Source organism: Streptomyces kurssanovii (assembly GCF_040677245.1).
In the GTDB taxonomy this organism is placed as follows: domain Bacteria; phylum Actinomycetota; class Actinomycetes; order Streptomycetales; family Streptomycetaceae; genus Streptomyces; species Streptomyces kurssanovii.
The window spans coordinates 42572-59692 of the sequence record NZ_JBFAQK010000019.1 but is presented as its reverse complement, the minus strand read 5'-3'; the positions used below and the strand labels follow the sequence as shown (position 1 = coordinate 59692).

Here is a 17121-nt window from a genome sequence, read left to right as displayed (position 1 = left end):
GCGGGTCAGAGGCTGCGGGCGACGATGTCGCCGTGGGCGGTGGTCGCGTGGATGTTCAGGCCGGCTGCGCCGTCGGTGTTCTTGAGCGCGTTGTGGATCCGGCCGTAGGTGGTGCCGGCGTCCAGCGAGGCGGAGACTCCGGGGGCGGCGCCGACGGACACGTCGCCGGACTCGGTGCGCAGCACGACGGTGCCGTGCACGGCCTCGGTGATCCGGAGGTCGCCCTTCATGGTGCTGATCTCCGCGGGGCCGCCCAGGCGGCCGACCGAGATGTCACCGGCGAGGGTGCTGAGGCGGGCGCCGGCGGCCTCGTCGAGCTTGACCGAGGCCTGCGCGCCTTCGAAGGTGACGTCGCCGAGCCTGCCGACGCCACGGAACTCGGCGCTGGCCGCCTTGGCGTCGACGCGGGAGTCGGCGGGCAGTTGGACGGTCACCTCGACGGATCCGGAGCTGCCGAGGATCCGGTTCTTCGCCTCCGGGGCCTCGATACGCAGGACCCCGTCGCCGTATTCGACCTTGACCTGCTCCGCCGCCTTCACGTCGCGTCCGTTCGAGGCGTTCGCCGGCAGGACCTCGACGGTGGTGTCGGCCCGGTCGGCCGCGATGAACCGGATGCGCCCGGCGGGAATGCTGAGGACGGCGGAGACCGGGGCGGGGGTGTCGAACTTCTGCATGGTGCTCTCCTTGGGCTCGTTGTTTCCGATGCCAGAAAGCTACGTTGCATTCACGATTTCATCAACACGTTCGTTGCATTGCGATGGCGTTTATGCTGGTGAGAGCACCATAATCGTTGCAACGACCCTGCAAGGTAACGCAACATCAGATCGCTTGTCGTTGCAATGGACTCGAGATGAACGCTATGCTGGAAGCTCCGAGGAGCACGAAGGAGACCGCGATGCCGGGAGGCAGGCTCACCCAGCAGGAACGTCAGCAGATCGCGCTGGGGCTGGCCGACGGCCTCGCCTACGCGGAGATCGCCAGACGTCTCGACCGTCCGACCTCGACGATCACCCGTGAGGTGATGCGGAACGGCGGACCCACCGCCTACCGCGCCGACCTCGCCCACCGCGCCACCGAACGCCGCACGCACCGGCGCAGGCCGGCCGCGCCGCGGGGCACGGAGGCGCCCCCGCCGGCCCACGGACGCGACGCCGAGGCGGTGCGCGCGTACGAGGAGACGTTCACGACCGCCATGATGCAGTCGGGCATGCCCAAGATGATGGCCCGGGTCATGGCCGCCCTCAGCCTCACCGACACCGGCAGCCTCACCGCGTCAGAACTCGTCCGGCGCCTGGACGTCAGCCCGGCGTCCGTCTCCAAAGCGATCGCGTTCCTCGAGAGCCAGGGCATGGTGCGTCGGGAGCGCGACGAACGCCGCCGCGAGCGCTATGCCATCGACGACGACATCATGTACCAGTCGATGATGGCCAGCGCCCGGTCCATGGCCCAGATAGTCCGGACCACACGGGAAGGCGCCGGCATCCTCGGCCCCCACACCCCGGCCGGCGTCCGCCTCGAGAACATAGCCCGCTTCCTGGACTTCGTCTCCGAGAGCACCGTCCGCGCCGCGGAGCAGGCACGCGAGGTCCTCCACACGAAAGCCACAACGCCCTCGGGCGGCGCTGCCGAATCGAGTCCGGCTCGCGGATAGGCGACTGTCTTGACGGTCGCAGCCTGCGGTGGGCCCGCGTCGGTCCTCGCGCCCCGCACGGCGTCCGGGTGCCGACGCGCCTCGGTCCGACCTGAGCCGGGGCCGGGGCCGCAAAGGACACGGTTCGCCGAGCGGACCCGGGCCCGGCATGCCGCCGTTCACTTCCTGTTGAAAGGCAAGATCTTCGGCCGTGCGGGCTTCGACTCCCTACGCAGGCGGGTTCTGCTCGCCCCGTAGCCGTGCTGTCGGTGCCCGGTGCGAGGATCCCGGCGAAACCAAGTGAGGAGATCAGCATGGGCACATGGGACACCGGGCCTTTCGGCAACGACACGGCTGCGGACTTCGCCGACGCCCTGGACGACGTCGATCCCGACGCACGCGAAGCCCTGATCCGAGGCGTCCTCATCCGGACGATCGACGCCACTGGCTACCTCACGGAGGCAGACGAGGCAGTGGCCGCCGCTGCAGTGATCGCGGCGCAGTGCCCCGGAGGCGAATCCGTCGACACGACCTGCGGTCCGGAAACACCCATGCCCGCGTTTCCCGCCGACCTTCGGGCACTCGCCGGCGAAGCCCTCGCCCGCATTGCCGACGACGAGACGGGGCCGGCCTCGAACTGGGTCGACCCGCAGGACTTGAAGCAATGGCGAGTGACACTCACCCGCCTTCGCGCAGTACTTTCCCCTCCACCACCTACCATCCCTCTCTTCGATGTCCGTACATGACGGAGCATCACTCGTCAGAGAAGCGGAGCCGGAACCCGAGGTCGGACAGCGCTTCCCGTGTCATCGGCCCCAGGTGGCCGATGACCAGCTTGCAGGCCGCCGCCCTTGGCCAGCCGCTTCGCAGCCGTGGTGGTCTGCTTCCTCAGCGGCCCCGAGGCCACCACGGCGTGGCTGTAGCCGTTGGCGGCAGGCATGCCTCGGGGCGTACGAGAGGGCGCATCGTCACGTCCTACTCACTCGGGTCCCAGGTGCTGAGCTGGTCGAAGATACGTCGGTCGCCGTCGAGCTTCAGGGAGTTGATCGGGATACGGTCGTGCAGGACGAGGACCAGCTCGCCGGCCGTGCCCCGGGCGGAGGCGTTGGCCGCGTCGGGGTCCTGGCCGGCAGCGGTGGCCGATATGGTGCCGGGCCCGGGGCGACGGGTGGTCCGTGCGCCGTCGGCGGAGAGGGCGAGGCGCCAGGAGCGGCCCTCGGAGGCGTGGAAGTCGACAGCAGCGGGCTTGTGCGGCCAGGCACTCGTCGTTGCGACGCAGGTGGACAGGAACTCGTCGACACCGTCGAGTGCCACCTCGGCCGGCAGCGGCTGCGGGGCACCCACGGTGATCTGGGCGTCGTAGGTGTGCACCGCGATTTCCTGGAGCTGGTGCCGGGCTACGGCACCGGAGGTCTGCGGCGACTGCGACGTCTCCCACCACGTCCAGCATCCGCGATCCGGGCCGGCCTTCCGCAGTGCGTCGAGCAGTTGCTCCGTGGACTCCGCCAACCAGGCCCGCAGCGCCTCGCGTTCCCGGGGCGCAACGGGGGCGCCCTCCGCTGCCGACTTGGCCGGAGCAGGCCCCGCGGCAACGGTGGCGGCCCAGGAGCGACGCCCCTCGCCCAGGTGCTGCACCAGATCGAACAGTGTCCACTCGGGGCAGGTCGGCACCTGCACGTCGAGGCTGGGCGCGGAGGCGACCGCGGCGCGGAAGGCGGTCGACCGCTCGTCGATCAGTCGCAGCAGAGCGGGGAACTCAAGTGTCGTTGTCACCCGGACTCTCTATCACCGCCTTCCTGCAATCGGACAGCGATTTTCACAGCGGCCGCACGCGGACCCGCACCACCACGGAGAAACGACCTCTCCGCCGCCGACCGTGCGTCGCCCGAGCAGGGCGCGACGGTCTGCTATGCGGCGTCGGAGGATGCCCGAACTCCCCTGCGTGACCAGAGCGGTTGAGGCCCTGAAGCGGCATGCGACTGAACAAACCCCGCCTGCGAGCAGCGGCGTCCGGTGCGTCCGTCCTTCGGGCGGACGGCGGTTTGTTCTCAGGCTCTGAGCCGAACCGCTGACGGGGTGGTTCCGGAATGCGCCGGAGACCTGCCCTCTGCCAGCGGCAGAACACCGGCCCGGCCGGGCTCGACGATCACTACAGTCCAGGCTCATGACGACGGTTACGACGCGCACGATCGAATACGCGGCCGACGGCCTGACGATGATCGGGCATCTCGCGCTCCCGGCCGGTGTCGACCGCCGGCCGGGAGTCCTGGTCGGGCCCGAGGGGGTGGGGCTCAGCGACGTCGAGCGCCACCGGGCCGATGTGCTCGCCGAGCTGGGATACGTGGCCCTGGCCTTCGACCTCCACGGCGGGCGCTATTTGGGCGACCCGGAGGAGATGTTGGCCCGTTGCATGCCGCTTCTCGCTGACCCCGACCGGATGCGAGGCATCGGCCACCCGGCGCTCGACGTGCTCCGTGCCGAGCCGCGGACCGACCCGGACCGGATCGCCGCCGTCGGCTACGGCACCGGGGGCGCGATCGCGGTGGAACTCGGGCGCGACGGCGTCGACCTGCGCGCGATCGCGACGGTCAACGGACTGACCACGGGCCGACCAGGCGAGACGGCGCGCATTCACTGCCCGGTGTGGGCCGGGGTCGGGTCGGAAGACCCGATCATGGCGCCCACGCAACGGGACGCATTCACTGCCGAGATGCAGGCTGCGGGCGTTGACTGGCGCCTCGTGGTCTACGGCGGCGCCTTGCACGCCTTCCATCACCCGCCGGTCGACCACATCGTGCTTCCTGGGGTCGGTTTTCACCCTCAGCATGCGCAGCGAGCTTGGCGGGACGTCGTCGACCTGCTCGCCGAGTGCCTGCCCGTAACGGGGTGATCTGGTCGGCAACCACGACAGCGGGCCGGGTTCCTCGGGGAACCGGGACAGTTGAATGCGCGAGCCCACCAGTACCAAGGCCGCAGCAGTCCGCCGCCGTCGTGTTTCTGCTCGTGCAGGAACAGGCCCTCACGACACCGCCGTTGCTCCCGAGCACACCGGCGGTCTGCCGGCGTGGACCTCGGCGGACCGCGCGCCCGAGGGCGTCAGCAGGAATCGGCGTCCACGGTCACGTCGATGCTGACGGTGACGGCGGTGAAGGTGTCGGGTTCGGGTTGGGGCGGAGAGACGCGCAGGCAATACACATCGTCGACGTCGTCCGACGTGACCTCGAAGCTTTCCGAGTCGGACTCCCCTGCGACATCGGCGTCGTAGTACTCCGGCGAAACGCTCACGATGCCGTGTTCGGGGCCTTCACCGCTGGCTTCGATCGCGTCGGCTATCAGCTCCTCGTAGTCGCCGCTCCACCCGCCCACCTGCTGGGGTGCCGCGTTGAGGCTGTCCACGGCGGCGTGGACCGCGTCGTGGAGCTCCCCCTCGCTCCAGGACGAACTGTCGTGGAGCGAGTACATGGCGCCGGCCGCGAAGAGCAGGGACGCGATGATGAGCGCCATCCCGACGGGGTTGTTCGCGTTGTAGACGTAACGATTCGTCCCCCACTTGGAGCGGACGAAGACCGGCTCTGCGTCGTGATCTTCGCTCATGAGCGTGAGCCTAGACGGCGCCTCGATCGGCGTAGCCCGTCGCCTGGTGCACGGGGACAGTCGAACGGCCCGTGCCGGTCGAGCCGCGGCGGTTGCTTATTGGTTTGCCGCACGTCAGGCCGGTCGGATAGGAAGCTTGCATGCTGAGGGGCAACAAGGTCGGGCTGAGGGCCCGGCACGAGGACGACATCCCGGTCCTGCGGGCCGAGCTCTACGACGACGTGGTCAACGCCTCGCGGGCCGAAAGCGGGCCGTGGCGGCCGATCACGCCCGGCTCGAAGGATCCACGGCTGGTGGTGGACGACAAGGAGCAGGGGCACGTCCCGTTCTCCGTGGTGGAGCTGGACGGCAGCACGCTGGTCGGCACCGCGACGCTGTGGGGCATCGACAACCACAACCGGTCCGCGCACATCGGCCTTGGACTGCTCCCGTCATCCCGCGGACAGGGCTACGGCACGGACGTGGTCGCGGTGCTGTGCCACTACGGCTTCGTCGTACGCGGCCTGCAGCGGCTGCAGATCGAGACACTGTCGGACAACGCCGCGATGCTGCGCTCCGCCGAGCGCAACGGCTTCGTCCGCGAGGGTGTGCTGCGATCCTCGGCCTGGGTGATGGGCGAGTTCCTGGACGAGGTGCTGCTCGGACTCCTCGTCCAGGACTGGAAGCGGGACTTGAACGGCTGGACGAACGAGTCCGATGGCGTGCCGGTCACCACCGGCTCGACGCCGCCGGGCCGTTGATCAGCCGCGTGATCGAGGCCCTGGCCCCTCACCGAGCGCCACGGCGTCGAAGGGGTACGGCCGGACCGGGGGAACGAGCCCCGCTCGGCACGGCCGACGTGGCGCTCGCGTTCCTCGTCCCGGATCTGGTCCGTCGGGGCTACTCGTAGATCCGGGCGACCGAAAGCTGGTGGGCGACCGACCACCAGGTGACCGGTTCGAGTCGGGCATGGAACGGCGCGTCGGTGTCCAGCCAGGCGGTCCAGGATTCGAGCACGTCGTGCAGGGTGCCGGACGCCCAGCTCCCTCCATCGCCGGCCCACTCGCCGCGACCGGTCTTCAGCTGCATTTCCCGTTGGTCGCGGGCGAAGTCGGTGGCGAGCGTCGCGGCATACAGGCGCAAGTCGTGGGCACTGCCCACCTCGCCCGGCTCGGTGACCACATCGGCGAGGGCGCTGTCGAACCCGGGCGGGGAGGTGCGGAGGGTGTCCAGTTGGAAGGCCAGTCCGCGCCAGCCGGGCATGCCGGGAGCTTCTTCGTGCAACAGGTCCGTACCGTCGAGCCGGCTCTCCAGAAGTCGGACCCAGGCCCAGAGGAAGGCGTCGACGGACTGGTTGGTCCAGCGCTGGGCAGCGGTGACGCGGGGGTCTTGCCCGCCGCACGCGCTCTCGCAGTCGGCCGACAGTTGCCGGAGGTAGGCGGTGAAGTCCTGGCGGGACGTCACCTGCTGCCAGGAGTCGGGGCTTCGAGGTTCGGACACATCGCGAGGGTACGAGCCCCGCTGACCTGCGTCGACCAGGTTGTCCGGGACGGGAGTCGTCGCTCCTTCGAACGAGGACGTCACCGTCTTCGTTCGGCTGCGTTCCGCCTTCGTATCTGCGCCAGCCACACCGGGAGTTCGGTCGCGTACCGGTCCGCCAGTGTGCGGATCGCGTCCGCGTGCGGGCCGGTGATCTCCTCTCGCCGCCGCAACACCGTCACAGCTCGGTCGCGTGCCGTTCTGCGTACTGCGGGGTCGGAATCGTCGACCAGACGCAGGGCCGCGAGCAGGGAGTCCGGTTCGTGCCGCCCGGCGATGAGGCTGAGGGCGGTGGCCCGCTGGGCGCGTGGGCGATCGGGGTCGGCGAGGCTGAGCAGGAGGGATGTCGGGATCTCCCGCGCTGTGCGTCGCAGTGCCCTTGCCGCCGCGTCGCTCACGGTGGCAACGGGGTCTTCCAGGAACGGCAGCGCCTCCTGCCAGGTCAGATCGTGCCGGCGGGAAAGCAAGGACAGCGCCGTGGCTCGCACATCGCTGTGCCTGTGGTGGACAAGGTCCCGCAGTGTGCGGGGGTTGTGGCGCAACGCGCCGAGCGCGGTGGCACGCACACGCGGGTCGGGGTCGTCGGCGAACACCGGCATCGCGTCGTCGGGGAGGCCGCCCAGCATGCGCACCGCGGCAAGGGCACGTGCCCGGACCTCGGCCCGCGGGTGCCGAGTGAGCGGTTGGAGCAGGACGGCGTCTGCGGGACACCGCTGCTCGGCAAGCCCGACGACCGCCGCCGGGGTGACGGCTCTCGGGTCGGCGCACAACTCCTGGTAGTGCGTGCGAGGGTCGCCTCCCGCGGAACGGAACTCCCGGCACGCCACCGCGCGCACCGACGCCGACGGGTCCGTCAGGTGCCGTCCCACCTCGTCGCCACGGCCGGCGGACCGCAGTCGTCCGACGGCGACGGCGTGCACGGCCGAGTCCCGGGCGGAGCACAGGAGGTCGAGGAAGGAGTGCCCGTCGGAACAGGCCAGAAGAGCCGCGCAGCTGTGCCGCCGGATGTGCCGATCGCGATGGGAGACGGCGAGGTGGGCCAAGTCCGCGGCCTGGAAGAAGTCCGTTTCAAGGGCGGCGGCCAGGGTGCCCCGGCGGACCTCGCGGTCGCGGCAGGAGTCCAGGAAGGCGAGAACCCAGGCTCGCGCGTCCTGACCGGAAGGCATCCCATCCAGTGCCGGCGCCTGTCTCGGTACTTCGGTCCGATCCCCTCCCCCGGTCCGTGCCGTCCCTGGGCTCTGGACCTTCGCCCCGGAACGCCGCCGCCACGCGGCATCCGCGTGCCCGGTCAGTGCCTGCGTAGGTGGCGTTCGCGGTTCGGGCCCGGGCGGGAACGCCAGGCGCATCGCGGCGCGTACCGCCTGGACCCTCACGCCGCCGTCGGGATCCCCTTCGGCGATCGCGCGGGCCTCCGCCGCGCTGAGCCGACCGGACGACGCCCCGGCGCGCAGCCCAGCGATCCGGGCGTCGCGACCGTCGCTCGACAGCAGCTCGGCCACCGCCTCCACGGGTACGTCACCGATCCGCTCAAGGAGCGTGTCCCGTGCCCACGACCCGTACCGCCGCATGCCCACCAGCACAGCGAGTGGAATCAGCGGCCGCAGCACGGCCTCGTCCGCCCCGGCGAGAACACTGCCGAGGACCGACCGGGCGAGGTCACGTACAGGCTTCTCCGTGTCCGCGCACCGGATCAGGACGAGCGGCAGCACAGACACGGGCAACGCTGCGGACTCCGCGAGTCCGAGCGCCGCAGCACGTACCCGGGTGTCCGCGTGGCACAGGCACAGCGCGATCTCGGACTCGGTCGGAGGCCGGCTCCAAGCAGGCGAGCCCACACCGGAGGCAGGCTCGTGCCAGTAAGGAGCCCGGCTCCAGTCCGCGATCTCCCGCTTGTCGAACCAGTGGTGGCCGACCCGGACACGACCATGGTGCGAACGGCCCATGACCGCGGACACGGTGGCCCACCAGACGTCGCGATCAAGATCAGCCCAGTCCTCGGCACGCCCTGCTCCCACCGCCGAGACCACGCCCTTGCCGTGGAGCAGTCTCTCGCCGGGCGAACAGTGCCGGGTGGGCCGGAGTTCGAGCGTGGTCATGCGGTGGACTGTAGCGCTGGGCCACCCGGCGCCCGAACAGGCCTGCCAAGCTCCGTGGCCAGGCATTTCGGTGGCTTGCGGCCGTGCCCGGGCTCGAGCGGCGGACCGGGGGGGACGTTCCGCGCCGATTCGCGCGCGGGATGGTGACATCCGGAGATCGTCGCCGACGGTGGGCAGTGACCGGCCCCCTCAACGCGAACCGGCAAAGGCCGTACGCACCACCGGAGCCCGCCTCAAGGCGCGCTCCGGTGACCACGTGGAAGACGATCAGCAGCCGTCCGTCCAGCTGTGTGAGGCGATGTTGTTCTCCAGCCTTCTGTGACCGCTCGGTGCGCAGGCCGTGGTTCCTGCCGCCGCCGCGCAGAGGAGAGCGGCAAGGAACGGGGCGAGCGCCGTGCGGGACGAACGCATTCGGCGAACGAGAGGCCCCCCGGGCCCCGGTGCTTGGTGCACCTTCTCCGATCGGCCACCCTCGCGTGGCGTGGAGCGGTGCGGATCCGCGGCCAAGGGCGCTGCCCTCCGCCGGCGACGTCCTCGGGGCCGGTCACCGAGGAGGCGGAGTGCCTGTGCGGCGGCTGCCACTGTCTCTGGATGTTCCACGTTCAGGGCAGGCGTTCCTTCCCCCGGTCCGGCCCGTGACTGCAGCTTGCCGACGTGCGGAGAAAGCCGCGCCCCCTTTCGCTCTGGACCGAAGCCTGTGGCGGGGCCGGTTGCCGGGCGAGGACGTGAGAGCGGTTCAGGAACCTGTGTCCCTCTCCGCCAGACGGGCTGCGGCCTCGTGCAAAGCGTGTTCGAGCAGGACGGGGTCGTTGAGGGTCCCTGTACCGTCCGCCGGCACGAGCCACCGCATCCCGCCTGCCGCCCGGCCGGGGCACGGGACGACGATCCATGTCCCCAGGCCGGCTCCGCGGGTTCCCGTACCGACCCAGTGCTCCGTCGTGCCCCGGGGCACGAAGAAGCCGGTGCGCGTCCCGCCCAGATCGGCAAGGACGGGGCCCGGAGCGTCGATGCGGTGGGCGAGCACGTCAAATGCCGGGTAACCGATTCTGCTGGGGACGAGCAGGACGTCCCACAGCTTGCCCGCCGGCAGGAGCAAGGCCTGGAAGGGGTTGATCTCCCATGCCCGGCGACACGCCAGGGGATCCGGCGCGACGGACGCCAGCCACTCCATCGCTGCCTCGGTCGTCGAATCGGTCACGGCCACTCTCCCTTTCGTTGCACGCCGGACGTGGCGTCATAGGGGAGAGCCGGTTGCAGGGCGGTCATGACGCCGGTCTGCTCGCTTTGCCCCGAATGGCGTAGCCGGGGCACGGCTGAGCAGGGACCGAGCCGGAGAACGCCCCCAGAGGCAGCCGACGCGCGGAGTGGCCCAGGCGGGCACGGTCGGGGTCCTCGTGGCGCTGAGCAGGACTCAGCCCTGACGACGGGCCGACGGGCCGACGGACCTGCGGACCGGCAGGCGGTGGACCGGCGGTCACGGCAGACACGGCGGACCGGCAGGCGGTGGACCGGCGGTCACGACAGACACGGCGGACCAACGGGCACGGCAGGCCGGTGGACCGGCGGTCACGGCGGTCACGGCGGACCGGCGGCAGTCAGCGCGCCCCGTACACCGGCCCCGGAGCCCCGGCCGCGGCCAGCAGTCTCAGGGCGGCCCCGCCCGCCTCGGCCGGGGTCCAGCGGGCGCCCTTGTCCGCGGTGGGACCCGGCCGCCAGCCCTCCATGACGGTGATCCGGCCGGCCTCGGCCTCGAAGACCCGGCCGGTCACCCCCGCAGAGGCGGAGGAGCCCAGCCAGACGACGAGCGGCGAGACGTTCTCCGGAGCCATGGCGTCGAACACGCCGCCCTCGGGCGCGGCCATGCTGTCGGCGAAGGTCTGCTCGGTCATCCGTGTGCGGGCGGCCGGGGCGATCGCGTTGACCTGAACGCCGTAGCGCGCCATCTCCGCCGAGGCGACGAGCGTCAGGCCGACGATCCCGGCCTTGGCGGCGGCGTAGTTGCCCTGGCCGACGCTGCCCAGCAGGCCGGCCCCGGAGCTGGTGTTGATCACGCGGGCTTCGGGCGTACGGCCGGCCTTCGTCTCGGCGCGCCAGTGGGCGGCGGCGTGCTTCAGCGGCAGGAAGTGGCCCTTGAGGTGGACGCGCATGACGGCGTCCCAGTCGTCCTCGTCCAGGTTGACGAGCATGCGGTCGCGCAGGAACCCGGCGTTGTTGACGAGGGTGTCGAGGCGTCCGAAGGTGTCCACCGCGACGGAGACGAGCGAGGCCGCCCCCTCGGTGGTGGTGATGTCCCCGTCATGGGCGACCGCCTCCCCGCCGAGCGCGCGGATCTCGTCGACGACCTGCTGGGCGGGGCCGGAGGCCCTTCCCGTGCCGTCGAGGCCGACGCCGAGGTCGTTGACGACGATCTTCGCTCCCTCGGCGGCGAAGGCGAGGGCGTGCGCACGGCCGAGCCCCCGGCCGGCCCCGGTGACGACGGCGACGCGTCCGGCGCAGATTGCGGTGGTCATGGCTGTGTCCTTTCGGTGAGCTTGCCTTCCGGCGGCCGCCAGGGACAGGTGCCCCCGGGCTCCACGACGGAAGGTGGCGGACGCGCGGACACGCGCCTCGCCCCCCTGCCGGGCGGTCAGTTGTCGACGGTGGCGGCGTCGAGGAACGCGGGGCGTTCCCCTCCGCCGTGGACATGCAGGGCGGCGCCGCTGATGTACGCGGCGCGGTCGGAGGCGAGGAAGACGCAGGCGTCGCCGACGTCGGCAGGGTCGGCGAGCCGGCCCAGCGGCACGGTACGGCCGACGGCGGTGATGCCGTCCTCGTCCCCGTAGTGCAGATGGGCGAGTTCGGTGCGGACCATGCCGAGGACGAGCGTGTTGACCCGGACCCGGGGCGCCCATTCGACGGCCATGGAGCGGGCCAGGTTCTCCAGGCCCGCCTTGGCGGCTCCGTACGCCGCGGTCCCCGGGGACGGGCGGGTCCCGCTGACGCTGCCGACCATCACGATCGATCCGCCCCTGCTCTGGCGGCGCATCATCTCGTAGGCGGCGATCGAGGCGGTCAGCGGCGCGACGAGGTTCAACCCGACGACCCGTGCGTGGTGTTCGGCCCCGCCCTCGTCGAGCATCCGGAACGGAGTGCCTCCGGCGTTGTTGACCAGGGTGTCCAGCCGCCCGTAGTCGCCCCGCACCCGTTCGAAGAATCCACCGGTCGCCTCCGGGTCGCGGAGGTCGACCGGGAGGAAGCGGGCCGTGCGCCCGGCTGCCTCGACGGGCCTGTCCGGAGCCCGTCGCGCGCAGATCACGACCTGCGCACCGGCTTCGAGCAGGGCGCGGGCGATTCCCGCGCCGACGCCCCGGGTTCCGCCGGTGACGACGGCGAGGGAACCGGACAGGTCGGTGATCGCTGCCAATTGGCACCTCCCGTAGTGAGGGATCCACTGCTACCTTCGCCTAACAAACGTTTGGTGGGAAGGTAGCTGATGTGTTCATGGGTGTCTCCACCTCCGCCCCGCAAGAGGGCATCACCGTCGTCACGGTGGACTTCCCACCGGTCAACGCCCTTCCCGTACAGGGCTGGTACGAGCTTGCCGCCGCGGTGCGCGCGACCGGCGGGGACCCGACCGTGCGCTGCGTGGTGCTCACGGCCGAGGGCCGCGGTTTCAACGCCGGTGCGGACATCAAGGAGATGCAGCGCACGGCCGGGTACGACGCCCTGATCGGGGCCAACCGCGGCTGCTACGAGGCGTTCGCCGCGGTGTACGAATGCGAGGTCCCTGTGGTCGCCGCCGTGCACGGGTTCTGCCTGGGCGGCGGCATCGGCCTCGTCGGCAACGCCGACGTCATCGTCGCCGCCGACGACGCGGCCTTCGGACTGCCCGAACTGGACCGGGGCGCGCTCGGCGCGGCGACCCACCTCTCCCGGCTGGTCCCCCAGCATCTGATGCGGGCGCTGTACTACACCTCGCGCACCGTCACCGCCCAGGAGCTGCACCGGCACGGCTCGGTGTGGCGGGTCGTCCCGCGCGAGCAGCTCCACGACGCCGCGCTGGAACTGGCCCGGGAGATCGCCGCCAAGGACGGCTCTCTGATCCGCCTCGCCAAGGCCGCGATCAACGGGATCGATCCGGTGGACGTCCGCCGCAGCTACCGCTTCGAGCAGGGCTTCACCTTCGAGGCCAACCTCGGCGGCATCGCCGACAAGCACCGCGACGCGTTCGTCCCGGTCGAGCAGGAGGAACGGTGAGCGACAAGACGATGACCGCCGAGGAGGTGGCCGGCCGCCTCCGGAGCGGAATGACGATCGGCATCGGCGGCTGGGGCTCGCGGCGCAAACCGATGGCGCTGGTGCGCGCGCTGCTGCGCTCGGACGTCACCGACCTGACCGTCGTCTCCTACGGCGGCCCGGACGTCGGGTTGCTCGCCGCCGCAGGGAAGATCCGCAAGCTGGTCGCGGCGTTCGCCACACTCGACTCCGTCCCCCTCGAACCGCACTTCGGAGCGGCCCGGCAGCGCGCCGCGTTCGAGATGATGGAGCTGGACGAGGCCATGGTCATGTGGGGCCTCACCGCCGCCGCCCAGCGGCTGCCGTTCATGCCGGTCAGGGCCGGCCTCGCCTCGGACGTGATGAGAGTCAATCCGTCGCTGCGCACGGTCACCTCCCCGTACGCGGACCGCGAGGAGCTGGTCGCGGTCCCCGCGCTGCGGCTGGACGCCGCGCTCGTCCACCTCAACCGGGCCGATGTGCAGGGCAACGCCCAGTACCTGGGCCCGGACCCGTACTTCGACGATCTGTTCTGCGAGGCCGCCGACGCGGCGTACGTGTCCTGCGAGCGGATCGTGGAGACGGCCGACCTGCGGGGGGACTCCGGTCCGCAGTCCCTGCTGGTCAAGCGCGCGTTCGTGAACGGCGTCGTCGAGGCCCCGAACGGCGCGCACTTCACCTCCTGCGCCCCCGATCACGACCGCGACGAGGCGTTCCAGCGGGCCTACGCGAAGGCGGCGCGCGACCCCGAGGCCTGGCGGGCCTTCGGCGAGCGGTTCCTGTCGGGCGACGAGGGCGCGTACCGGGCCGCGGTGGCGGCGTTCCACGAGGAGGAAACATGAGCGGCGGCACGACGACGGCGACGCGGGCCGAGTACTGCGTGGTGGCGTGCGCCGAGGCCTGGCGGGGCGCGGGCGAGGTCCTGGCCGCCCCGATGGGCACCGTCCCCACGATCGGGGCCCGGCTGGCGAAGCTCACCTTCTCGCCCGAACTGCTGCTGACGGACGGCGAAGCGCTGCTCGTCGGCGACGTACCGGCGGTCGGCGCCAGGGCACAGGTGGTGGAGGGCTGGTTGCCCTACCGGCAGCATCTGGCCCTGGTGGCCACCGGGCGACGCCACGTGATGATGGGCGCGAGCCAGCTCGACCGGCACGGCAACCAGAACATCTCCTGCATCGGCGAGTGGGCCCGGCCGAAGCGGCAGCTGCTCGGCGTGCGGGGAGCTCCCGTCAACACACTCAACAATCCGACGAGTTACTGGGTGCCCCGGCACTCCCCACGGGTCTTCGTCGAGCGGGTCGACATGGTGTGCGGGGTCGGCTTCGACCGCGCCGCCGCGGCCGGTCCCTCCGCGACCCGCTTCCACCGCGTCCCGGACGTCATCACCGACCTGGGTGTGTTCGACTTCGAGACCCCGGACCGGACGATGCGCCTGCGCTCGCTGCACCTCGGCGTCACGGTCGAGCAGGTCGCCCGGGCCACCGGCTTCGCGCTCACCGTCCCCCACAAGGTGCCCCACACCCGCGAGCCCACCGCCGAGGAGCTGCGGCTGATCCGAGAGGTCATCGACCCGAAGGCGCTGCGCGACCGCGAGGTGCCCGCCGCATGAGCGACGCCACGATCAGGACCCCGCTCACCGAACTGGTCGGTGTCCGGCACCCCGTCGTGCAGACCGGCATGGGCTGGGTGGCCGGGCCCCGCCTGGTCTCGGCCGCCGCCGACGCGGGCGCGCTGGGGATCCTCGCTTCCGCCACCATGACCACGGAACGGCTCCGCTCGGCCGTGCGTGAGGTCAAGTGCCGTACGGACGCGCCGTTCGGGGTCAATCTGCGGGCGGACGCGACGGACGCGGCCGAGCGGGTACGGATCATCGTCGACGAGGGCGTCAAGGTCGCCTCGTTCGCGCTCGCGCCCACCCGGGAGCTGATCGCGCGGCTGAAGGACGCCGGGGTCGTCGTCATCCCGTCCGTCGGCGCCCGGCGTCACGCCGAGAAGGTCGCCGCGTGGGGCGCCGACGCGGTGGTGGTGCAGGGCGCCGAGGGCGGCGGGCACACCGGATCCGTCACCACGACTGTCCTGCTGCCCCAGGTCGTCGACGCCGTCGACATCCCGGTGATCGCCGCCGGCGGCTTCCGTGACGGGCGCGGTCTCGTCGCGGCACTGGCCTTCGGCGCCGCCGGGATCGCCATGGGCACCCGCTTCCTGCTGACCTCCGACAGCCCCGTCCCCGACGTGGTCAAGGCCAGGTACCTGGCCGCGACCGTCCAGGACGTCACCGTCACCACCAAGGTGGACGGCCTGCCCCACCGGATGCTGCGCACCGAGCTGGTCGACGCGCTGGAGCGCTCGGGCCGGGCCGCCTCGCTGTTGCGGGCGGTCCGCCACGCCGCGGCCTTCCGGCGCGAGAGCGGCATGGGCTGGGCCCGGATGGTGCGCGACGGCCTGGCGATGAAGCACGGCAAGGAGCTGTCCTGGAGTCAGGTACTGCTGGCCGCCAACACCCCGATGATGCTGAGGGCCTCGATGGTCGAAGGGCTCACCGAAGCCGGTGTGATGGCGGCCGGACAGGTCGCGGGGCTGATCGACGACCTGCCGTCCTGCGCCGAGCTCGTGGACTCCGTGATGGCCGAAGCGCACGCCACCCTCCGCTCCCTTCCCCCCACCGGATGAAGGGCCGCGGCCCGTTCCGCGTCCGAGGCATGCTCCGGCGCCGGGGGCCGGTCCACGTCTTCCGCCGGAACGACGGGCCCGCGCCGTCCTGACGGGCGCGGCGGGCACGGAGCGGGCCGAGGGCATCACAGTTGCCGGTCCCGTGTGACCCGCCGGCCGACGGGACCAGCGGGACACACCAGGTCGTGGCAGGTCAGAGCCGTTCGATGATCGTGACGTTCGCCTGGCCGCCGCCTTCGCACATCGTCTGGAGGCCGTAGCGGCCGCCCGTGCGCTCCAGTTCGTGCAGCAGGGTGGTCATCAGTTTGGTGCCGGTGGCGCCGAGCGGGTGGCCGAGGGCGATGGCTCCGCCGTTGACGTTGACCTTCTCCGGGTCGGCCCCGGTCTCCTTCAGCCACGCCAGAACCACGGACGCGAACGCCTCGTTGATCTCGACCAGGTCGATGTCGTCGAGTGTCATCCCCGCCTTCTTCAGTGCGTACGCCGTGGCCGGGATCGGCGCGGTCAGCATGCGGATCGGGTCCTCGCCGCGCACCGAGAGGTGGTGGATGCGGGCGCGGGGGGTCAGCCCGTGCTCCCGTACGGCCCGTTCGCTCGCCAGCAGCATGGCGGACGCGCCGTCGGAGACCTGGGAGGAGCAGGCGGCGGTGATGCTGCCGCCGTCGATCACCGGCTTCAGGCCGGCCATCTTCTCCAGGCCGGTGTCGCGGCGCGGGCCCTCGTCGGTGGTGACATCGCCGTACGGGACGAGCTCACGCTCGAAACGGCCCTCGTCGATGGCGCGGACCGCCCGCCGGTGGGAGCGCAGTGCGAACTCCTCCATGTCCCGGCGGGAGATGCCCCACTTGGCGGCGATCGTCTCGGCGCCCGCGAACTGGTTGACCGGCCGGTCGCCGTAGCGGGCCCGCCAGCCCTGCGAGCCGGCGAAGGGGCCCTGGGTCAGGCCGAGCGGCTCGGCGGCCTGACGGGTCGCGAAGGCGATCGGGATCATCGACATGTTCTGCACGCCGCCCGCGACCACCAGGTCCTGCGTGCCCGACAGCACCGCCTGGGCCGCGAAGTGCACGGCCTGCTGGGAGGAGCCGCACTGGCGGTCCACGGTCACACCGGGCACCTCCTCCGGCAGGCCCGCGGCCAGCCAGCAGGTGCGGGCTATGTCGCCGGCCTGGGGACCGACGGTGTCCAGGCAGCCGAGGACGACGTCCTCGACGGCCGCCGGATCGGCTCCCGAGCGCACCATGAGGGCCTTGAGGACGTGTGCGCCGAGATCGGCCGGGTGGACGGCGGACAGCCCGCCGTTCCGCCTCCCGACGGGGGTACGGACCGCTTCGACGATGTATGCCTCGGCCATGGCCACTC

General features: G+C 71.5%; 17 protein-coding genes. 8 read left to right on the top strand and 9 right to left on the bottom strand.

Features of this window, described 5'->3' with window-relative positions:
- Positions 1–5 precede the first annotated feature (5 nt).
- On the bottom strand, positions 6–674 hold the full coding sequence (locus AB0K36_RS16200; RefSeq protein WP_364594052.1) for a DUF4097 family beta strand repeat-containing protein: 669 nt from the start codon (positions 672–674) through the stop codon (positions 6–8).
- A 221-nt stretch (positions 675–895) separates the two neighbouring features.
- On the opposite strand from AB0K36_RS16200, the gene AB0K36_RS16195 reads away from it, so the two are divergent.
- Together AB0K36_RS16195 and AB0K36_RS16190 are read left to right on the top strand one after the other, a co-directional pair.
- Positions 896–1651, top strand: a complete 756-nt coding sequence (locus tag AB0K36_RS16195; RefSeq protein ID WP_364594049.1) for a helix-turn-helix domain-containing protein — start codon at positions 896–898, stop codon at positions 1649–1651.
- Between the two features lie 293 nt (positions 1652–1944).
- Positions 1945–2376, top strand: a complete 432-nt coding sequence (locus AB0K36_RS16190) for a DUF4259 domain-containing protein (RefSeq protein WP_364594046.1) — start codon at positions 1945–1947, stop codon at positions 2374–2376.
- A gap of 229 nt (positions 2377–2605) precedes the next feature.
- On the opposite strand, the gene AB0K36_RS16185 is transcribed toward AB0K36_RS16190, so the two are convergent.
- On the bottom strand, positions 2606–3403 hold the full coding sequence (locus AB0K36_RS16185) for a maleylpyruvate isomerase N-terminal domain-containing protein (RefSeq protein ID WP_364594043.1): 798 nt from the start codon (positions 3401–3403) through the stop codon (positions 2606–2608).
- A 391-nt stretch (positions 3404–3794) separates the two neighbouring features.
- Between AB0K36_RS16185 and AB0K36_RS16180 the strand changes: the two genes are divergently transcribed.
- Complete coding sequence (locus AB0K36_RS16180; protein WP_364594041.1) at positions 3795–4520, top strand: dienelactone hydrolase family protein; 726 nt, start codon at positions 3795–3797, stop codon at positions 4518–4520.
- A 206-nt stretch (positions 4521–4726) separates the two neighbouring features.
- On the opposite strand, the gene AB0K36_RS16175 is transcribed toward AB0K36_RS16180, so the two are convergent.
- On the bottom strand, positions 4727–5224 hold the full coding sequence (locus tag AB0K36_RS16175) for a hypothetical protein (RefSeq protein ID WP_364594038.1): 498 nt from the start codon (positions 5222–5224) through the stop codon (positions 4727–4729).
- Positions 5225–5364: 140 nt separating this feature from the next.
- Between AB0K36_RS16175 and AB0K36_RS16170 the strand changes: the two genes are divergently transcribed.
- On the top strand, positions 5365–5964 hold the full coding sequence (locus AB0K36_RS16170; protein WP_364594036.1) for a GNAT family N-acetyltransferase: 600 nt from the start codon (positions 5365–5367) through the stop codon (positions 5962–5964).
- A 139-nt stretch (positions 5965–6103) separates the two neighbouring features.
- On the opposite strand, the gene AB0K36_RS16165 is transcribed toward AB0K36_RS16170, so the two are convergent.
- The 5 genes from AB0K36_RS16165 to AB0K36_RS16145 all read right to left on the bottom strand — a co-directional run bounded on the left by AB0K36_RS16165 (position 6104) and on the right by AB0K36_RS16145 (position 12241).
- On the bottom strand, positions 6104–6703 hold the full coding sequence (locus AB0K36_RS16165; RefSeq protein WP_364594033.1) for a hypothetical protein: 600 nt from the start codon (positions 6701–6703) through the stop codon (positions 6104–6106).
- A gap of 80 nt (positions 6704–6783) precedes the next feature.
- The gene (locus AB0K36_RS16160; protein WP_364594030.1) at positions 6784–8838 is read right to left on the bottom strand and encodes a hypothetical protein; all 2055 of its coding nucleotides are present in this window, start codon (positions 8836–8838) and stop codon (positions 6784–6786) included.
- 736 nt (positions 8839–9574) lie between these two features.
- Entirely contained in the window at positions 9575–10036 is a 462-nt protein-coding gene (locus tag AB0K36_RS16155) for a hypothetical protein (RefSeq protein ID WP_364594027.1), read from the bottom strand.
- Positions 10037–10433: 397 nt separating this feature from the next.
- On the bottom strand, positions 10434–11348 hold the full coding sequence (locus tag AB0K36_RS16150; protein WP_364594024.1) for an SDR family oxidoreductase: 915 nt from the start codon (positions 11346–11348) through the stop codon (positions 10434–10436).
- 116 nt (positions 11349–11464) lie between these two features.
- On the bottom strand, positions 11465–12241 hold the full coding sequence (locus AB0K36_RS16145; RefSeq protein WP_364594021.1) for an SDR family oxidoreductase: 777 nt from the start codon (positions 12239–12241) through the stop codon (positions 11465–11467).
- A 77-nt stretch (positions 12242–12318) separates the two neighbouring features.
- Here AB0K36_RS16145 and AB0K36_RS16140 point away from each other — a divergent pair, with 77 nt between their 5' ends.
- From AB0K36_RS16140 to AB0K36_RS16125, 4 genes are read left to right on the top strand one after another with little or no spacing between them, the layout of a single operon-like run.
- Positions 12319–13074, top strand: a complete 756-nt coding sequence (locus tag AB0K36_RS16140) for an enoyl-CoA hydratase family protein (protein WP_364594018.1) — start codon at positions 12319–12321, stop codon at positions 13072–13074.
- Positions 13071–13934 (top strand): CoA transferase subunit A, encoded by an 864-nt coding sequence (locus AB0K36_RS16135; protein WP_364594015.1) that lies wholly within the window; start codon positions 13071–13073, stop codon positions 13932–13934. Before AB0K36_RS16140 ends, AB0K36_RS16135 begins: the two co-directional genes overlap by 4 nt.
- Complete coding sequence (locus AB0K36_RS16130; RefSeq protein WP_364594012.1) at positions 13931–14701, top strand: CoA-transferase subunit beta; 771 nt, start codon at positions 13931–13933, stop codon at positions 14699–14701. The genes AB0K36_RS16135 and AB0K36_RS16130 overlap by 4 nt, the downstream gene beginning before the upstream one ends.
- On the top strand, positions 14698–15762 hold the full coding sequence (locus AB0K36_RS16125; protein WP_364594009.1) for an NAD(P)H-dependent flavin oxidoreductase: 1065 nt from the start codon (positions 14698–14700) through the stop codon (positions 15760–15762). The genes AB0K36_RS16130 and AB0K36_RS16125 overlap by 4 nt, the downstream gene beginning before the upstream one ends.
- Positions 15763–15955: 193 nt before the next feature.
- Here AB0K36_RS16125 and AB0K36_RS16120 read toward each other — a convergent pair whose 3' ends face one another.
- Positions 15956–17113: an acetyl-CoA C-acetyltransferase gene (locus AB0K36_RS16120; RefSeq protein WP_364594006.1), complete on the bottom strand. Its 1158-nt coding sequence runs from the start codon at positions 17111–17113 to the stop codon at positions 15956–15958.
- Positions 17114–17121 lie beyond the last annotated feature (8 nt).

What these genes read in the sequence shown, in the direction of transcription:
- AB0K36_RS16125 (WP_364594009.1), top strand. Translation starts at nt 14,698, where the DNA reads ATGAGCGACGCCACGATCAGGACCCCGCTCACCGAACTGGTCGGTGTC.
- AB0K36_RS16120 (WP_364594006.1), bottom strand. Translation starts at nt 17,113, where the DNA reads ATGGCCGAGGCATACATCGTCGAAGCGGTCCGTACCCCCGTCGGGAGG.
- AB0K36_RS16200 (WP_364594052.1), bottom strand. Translation starts at nt 674, where the DNA reads ATGCAGAAGTTCGACACCCCCGCCCCGGTCTCCGCCGTCCTCAGCATT.
- AB0K36_RS16175 (WP_364594038.1), bottom strand. Translation starts at nt 5,224, where the DNA reads ATGAGCGAAGATCACGACGCAGAGCCGGTCTTCGTCCGCTCCAAGTGG.
- AB0K36_RS16140 (WP_364594018.1), top strand. Translation starts at nt 12,319, where the DNA reads ATGGGTGTCTCCACCTCCGCCCCGCAAGAGGGCATCACCGTCGTCACG.
- AB0K36_RS16150 (WP_364594024.1), bottom strand. Translation starts at nt 11,348, where the DNA reads ATGACCACCGCAATCTGCGCCGGACGCGTCGCCGTCGTCACCGGGGCC.
- AB0K36_RS16130 (WP_364594012.1), top strand. Translation starts at nt 13,931, where the DNA reads ATGAGCGGCGGCACGACGACGGCGACGCGGGCCGAGTACTGCGTGGTG.
- AB0K36_RS16160 (WP_364594030.1), bottom strand. Translation starts at nt 8,838, where the DNA reads ATGACCACGCTCGAACTCCGGCCCACCCGGCACTGTTCGCCCGGCGAG.
- AB0K36_RS16170 (WP_364594036.1), top strand. Translation starts at nt 5,365, where the DNA reads ATGCTGAGGGGCAACAAGGTCGGGCTGAGGGCCCGGCACGAGGACGAC.
- AB0K36_RS16190 (WP_364594046.1), top strand. Translation starts at nt 1,945, where the DNA reads ATGGGCACATGGGACACCGGGCCTTTCGGCAACGACACGGCTGCGGAC.
- AB0K36_RS16180 (WP_364594041.1), top strand. Translation starts at nt 3,795, where the DNA reads ATGACGACGGTTACGACGCGCACGATCGAATACGCGGCCGACGGCCTG.
- AB0K36_RS16195 (WP_364594049.1), top strand. Translation starts at nt 896, where the DNA reads ATGCCGGGAGGCAGGCTCACCCAGCAGGAACGTCAGCAGATCGCGCTG.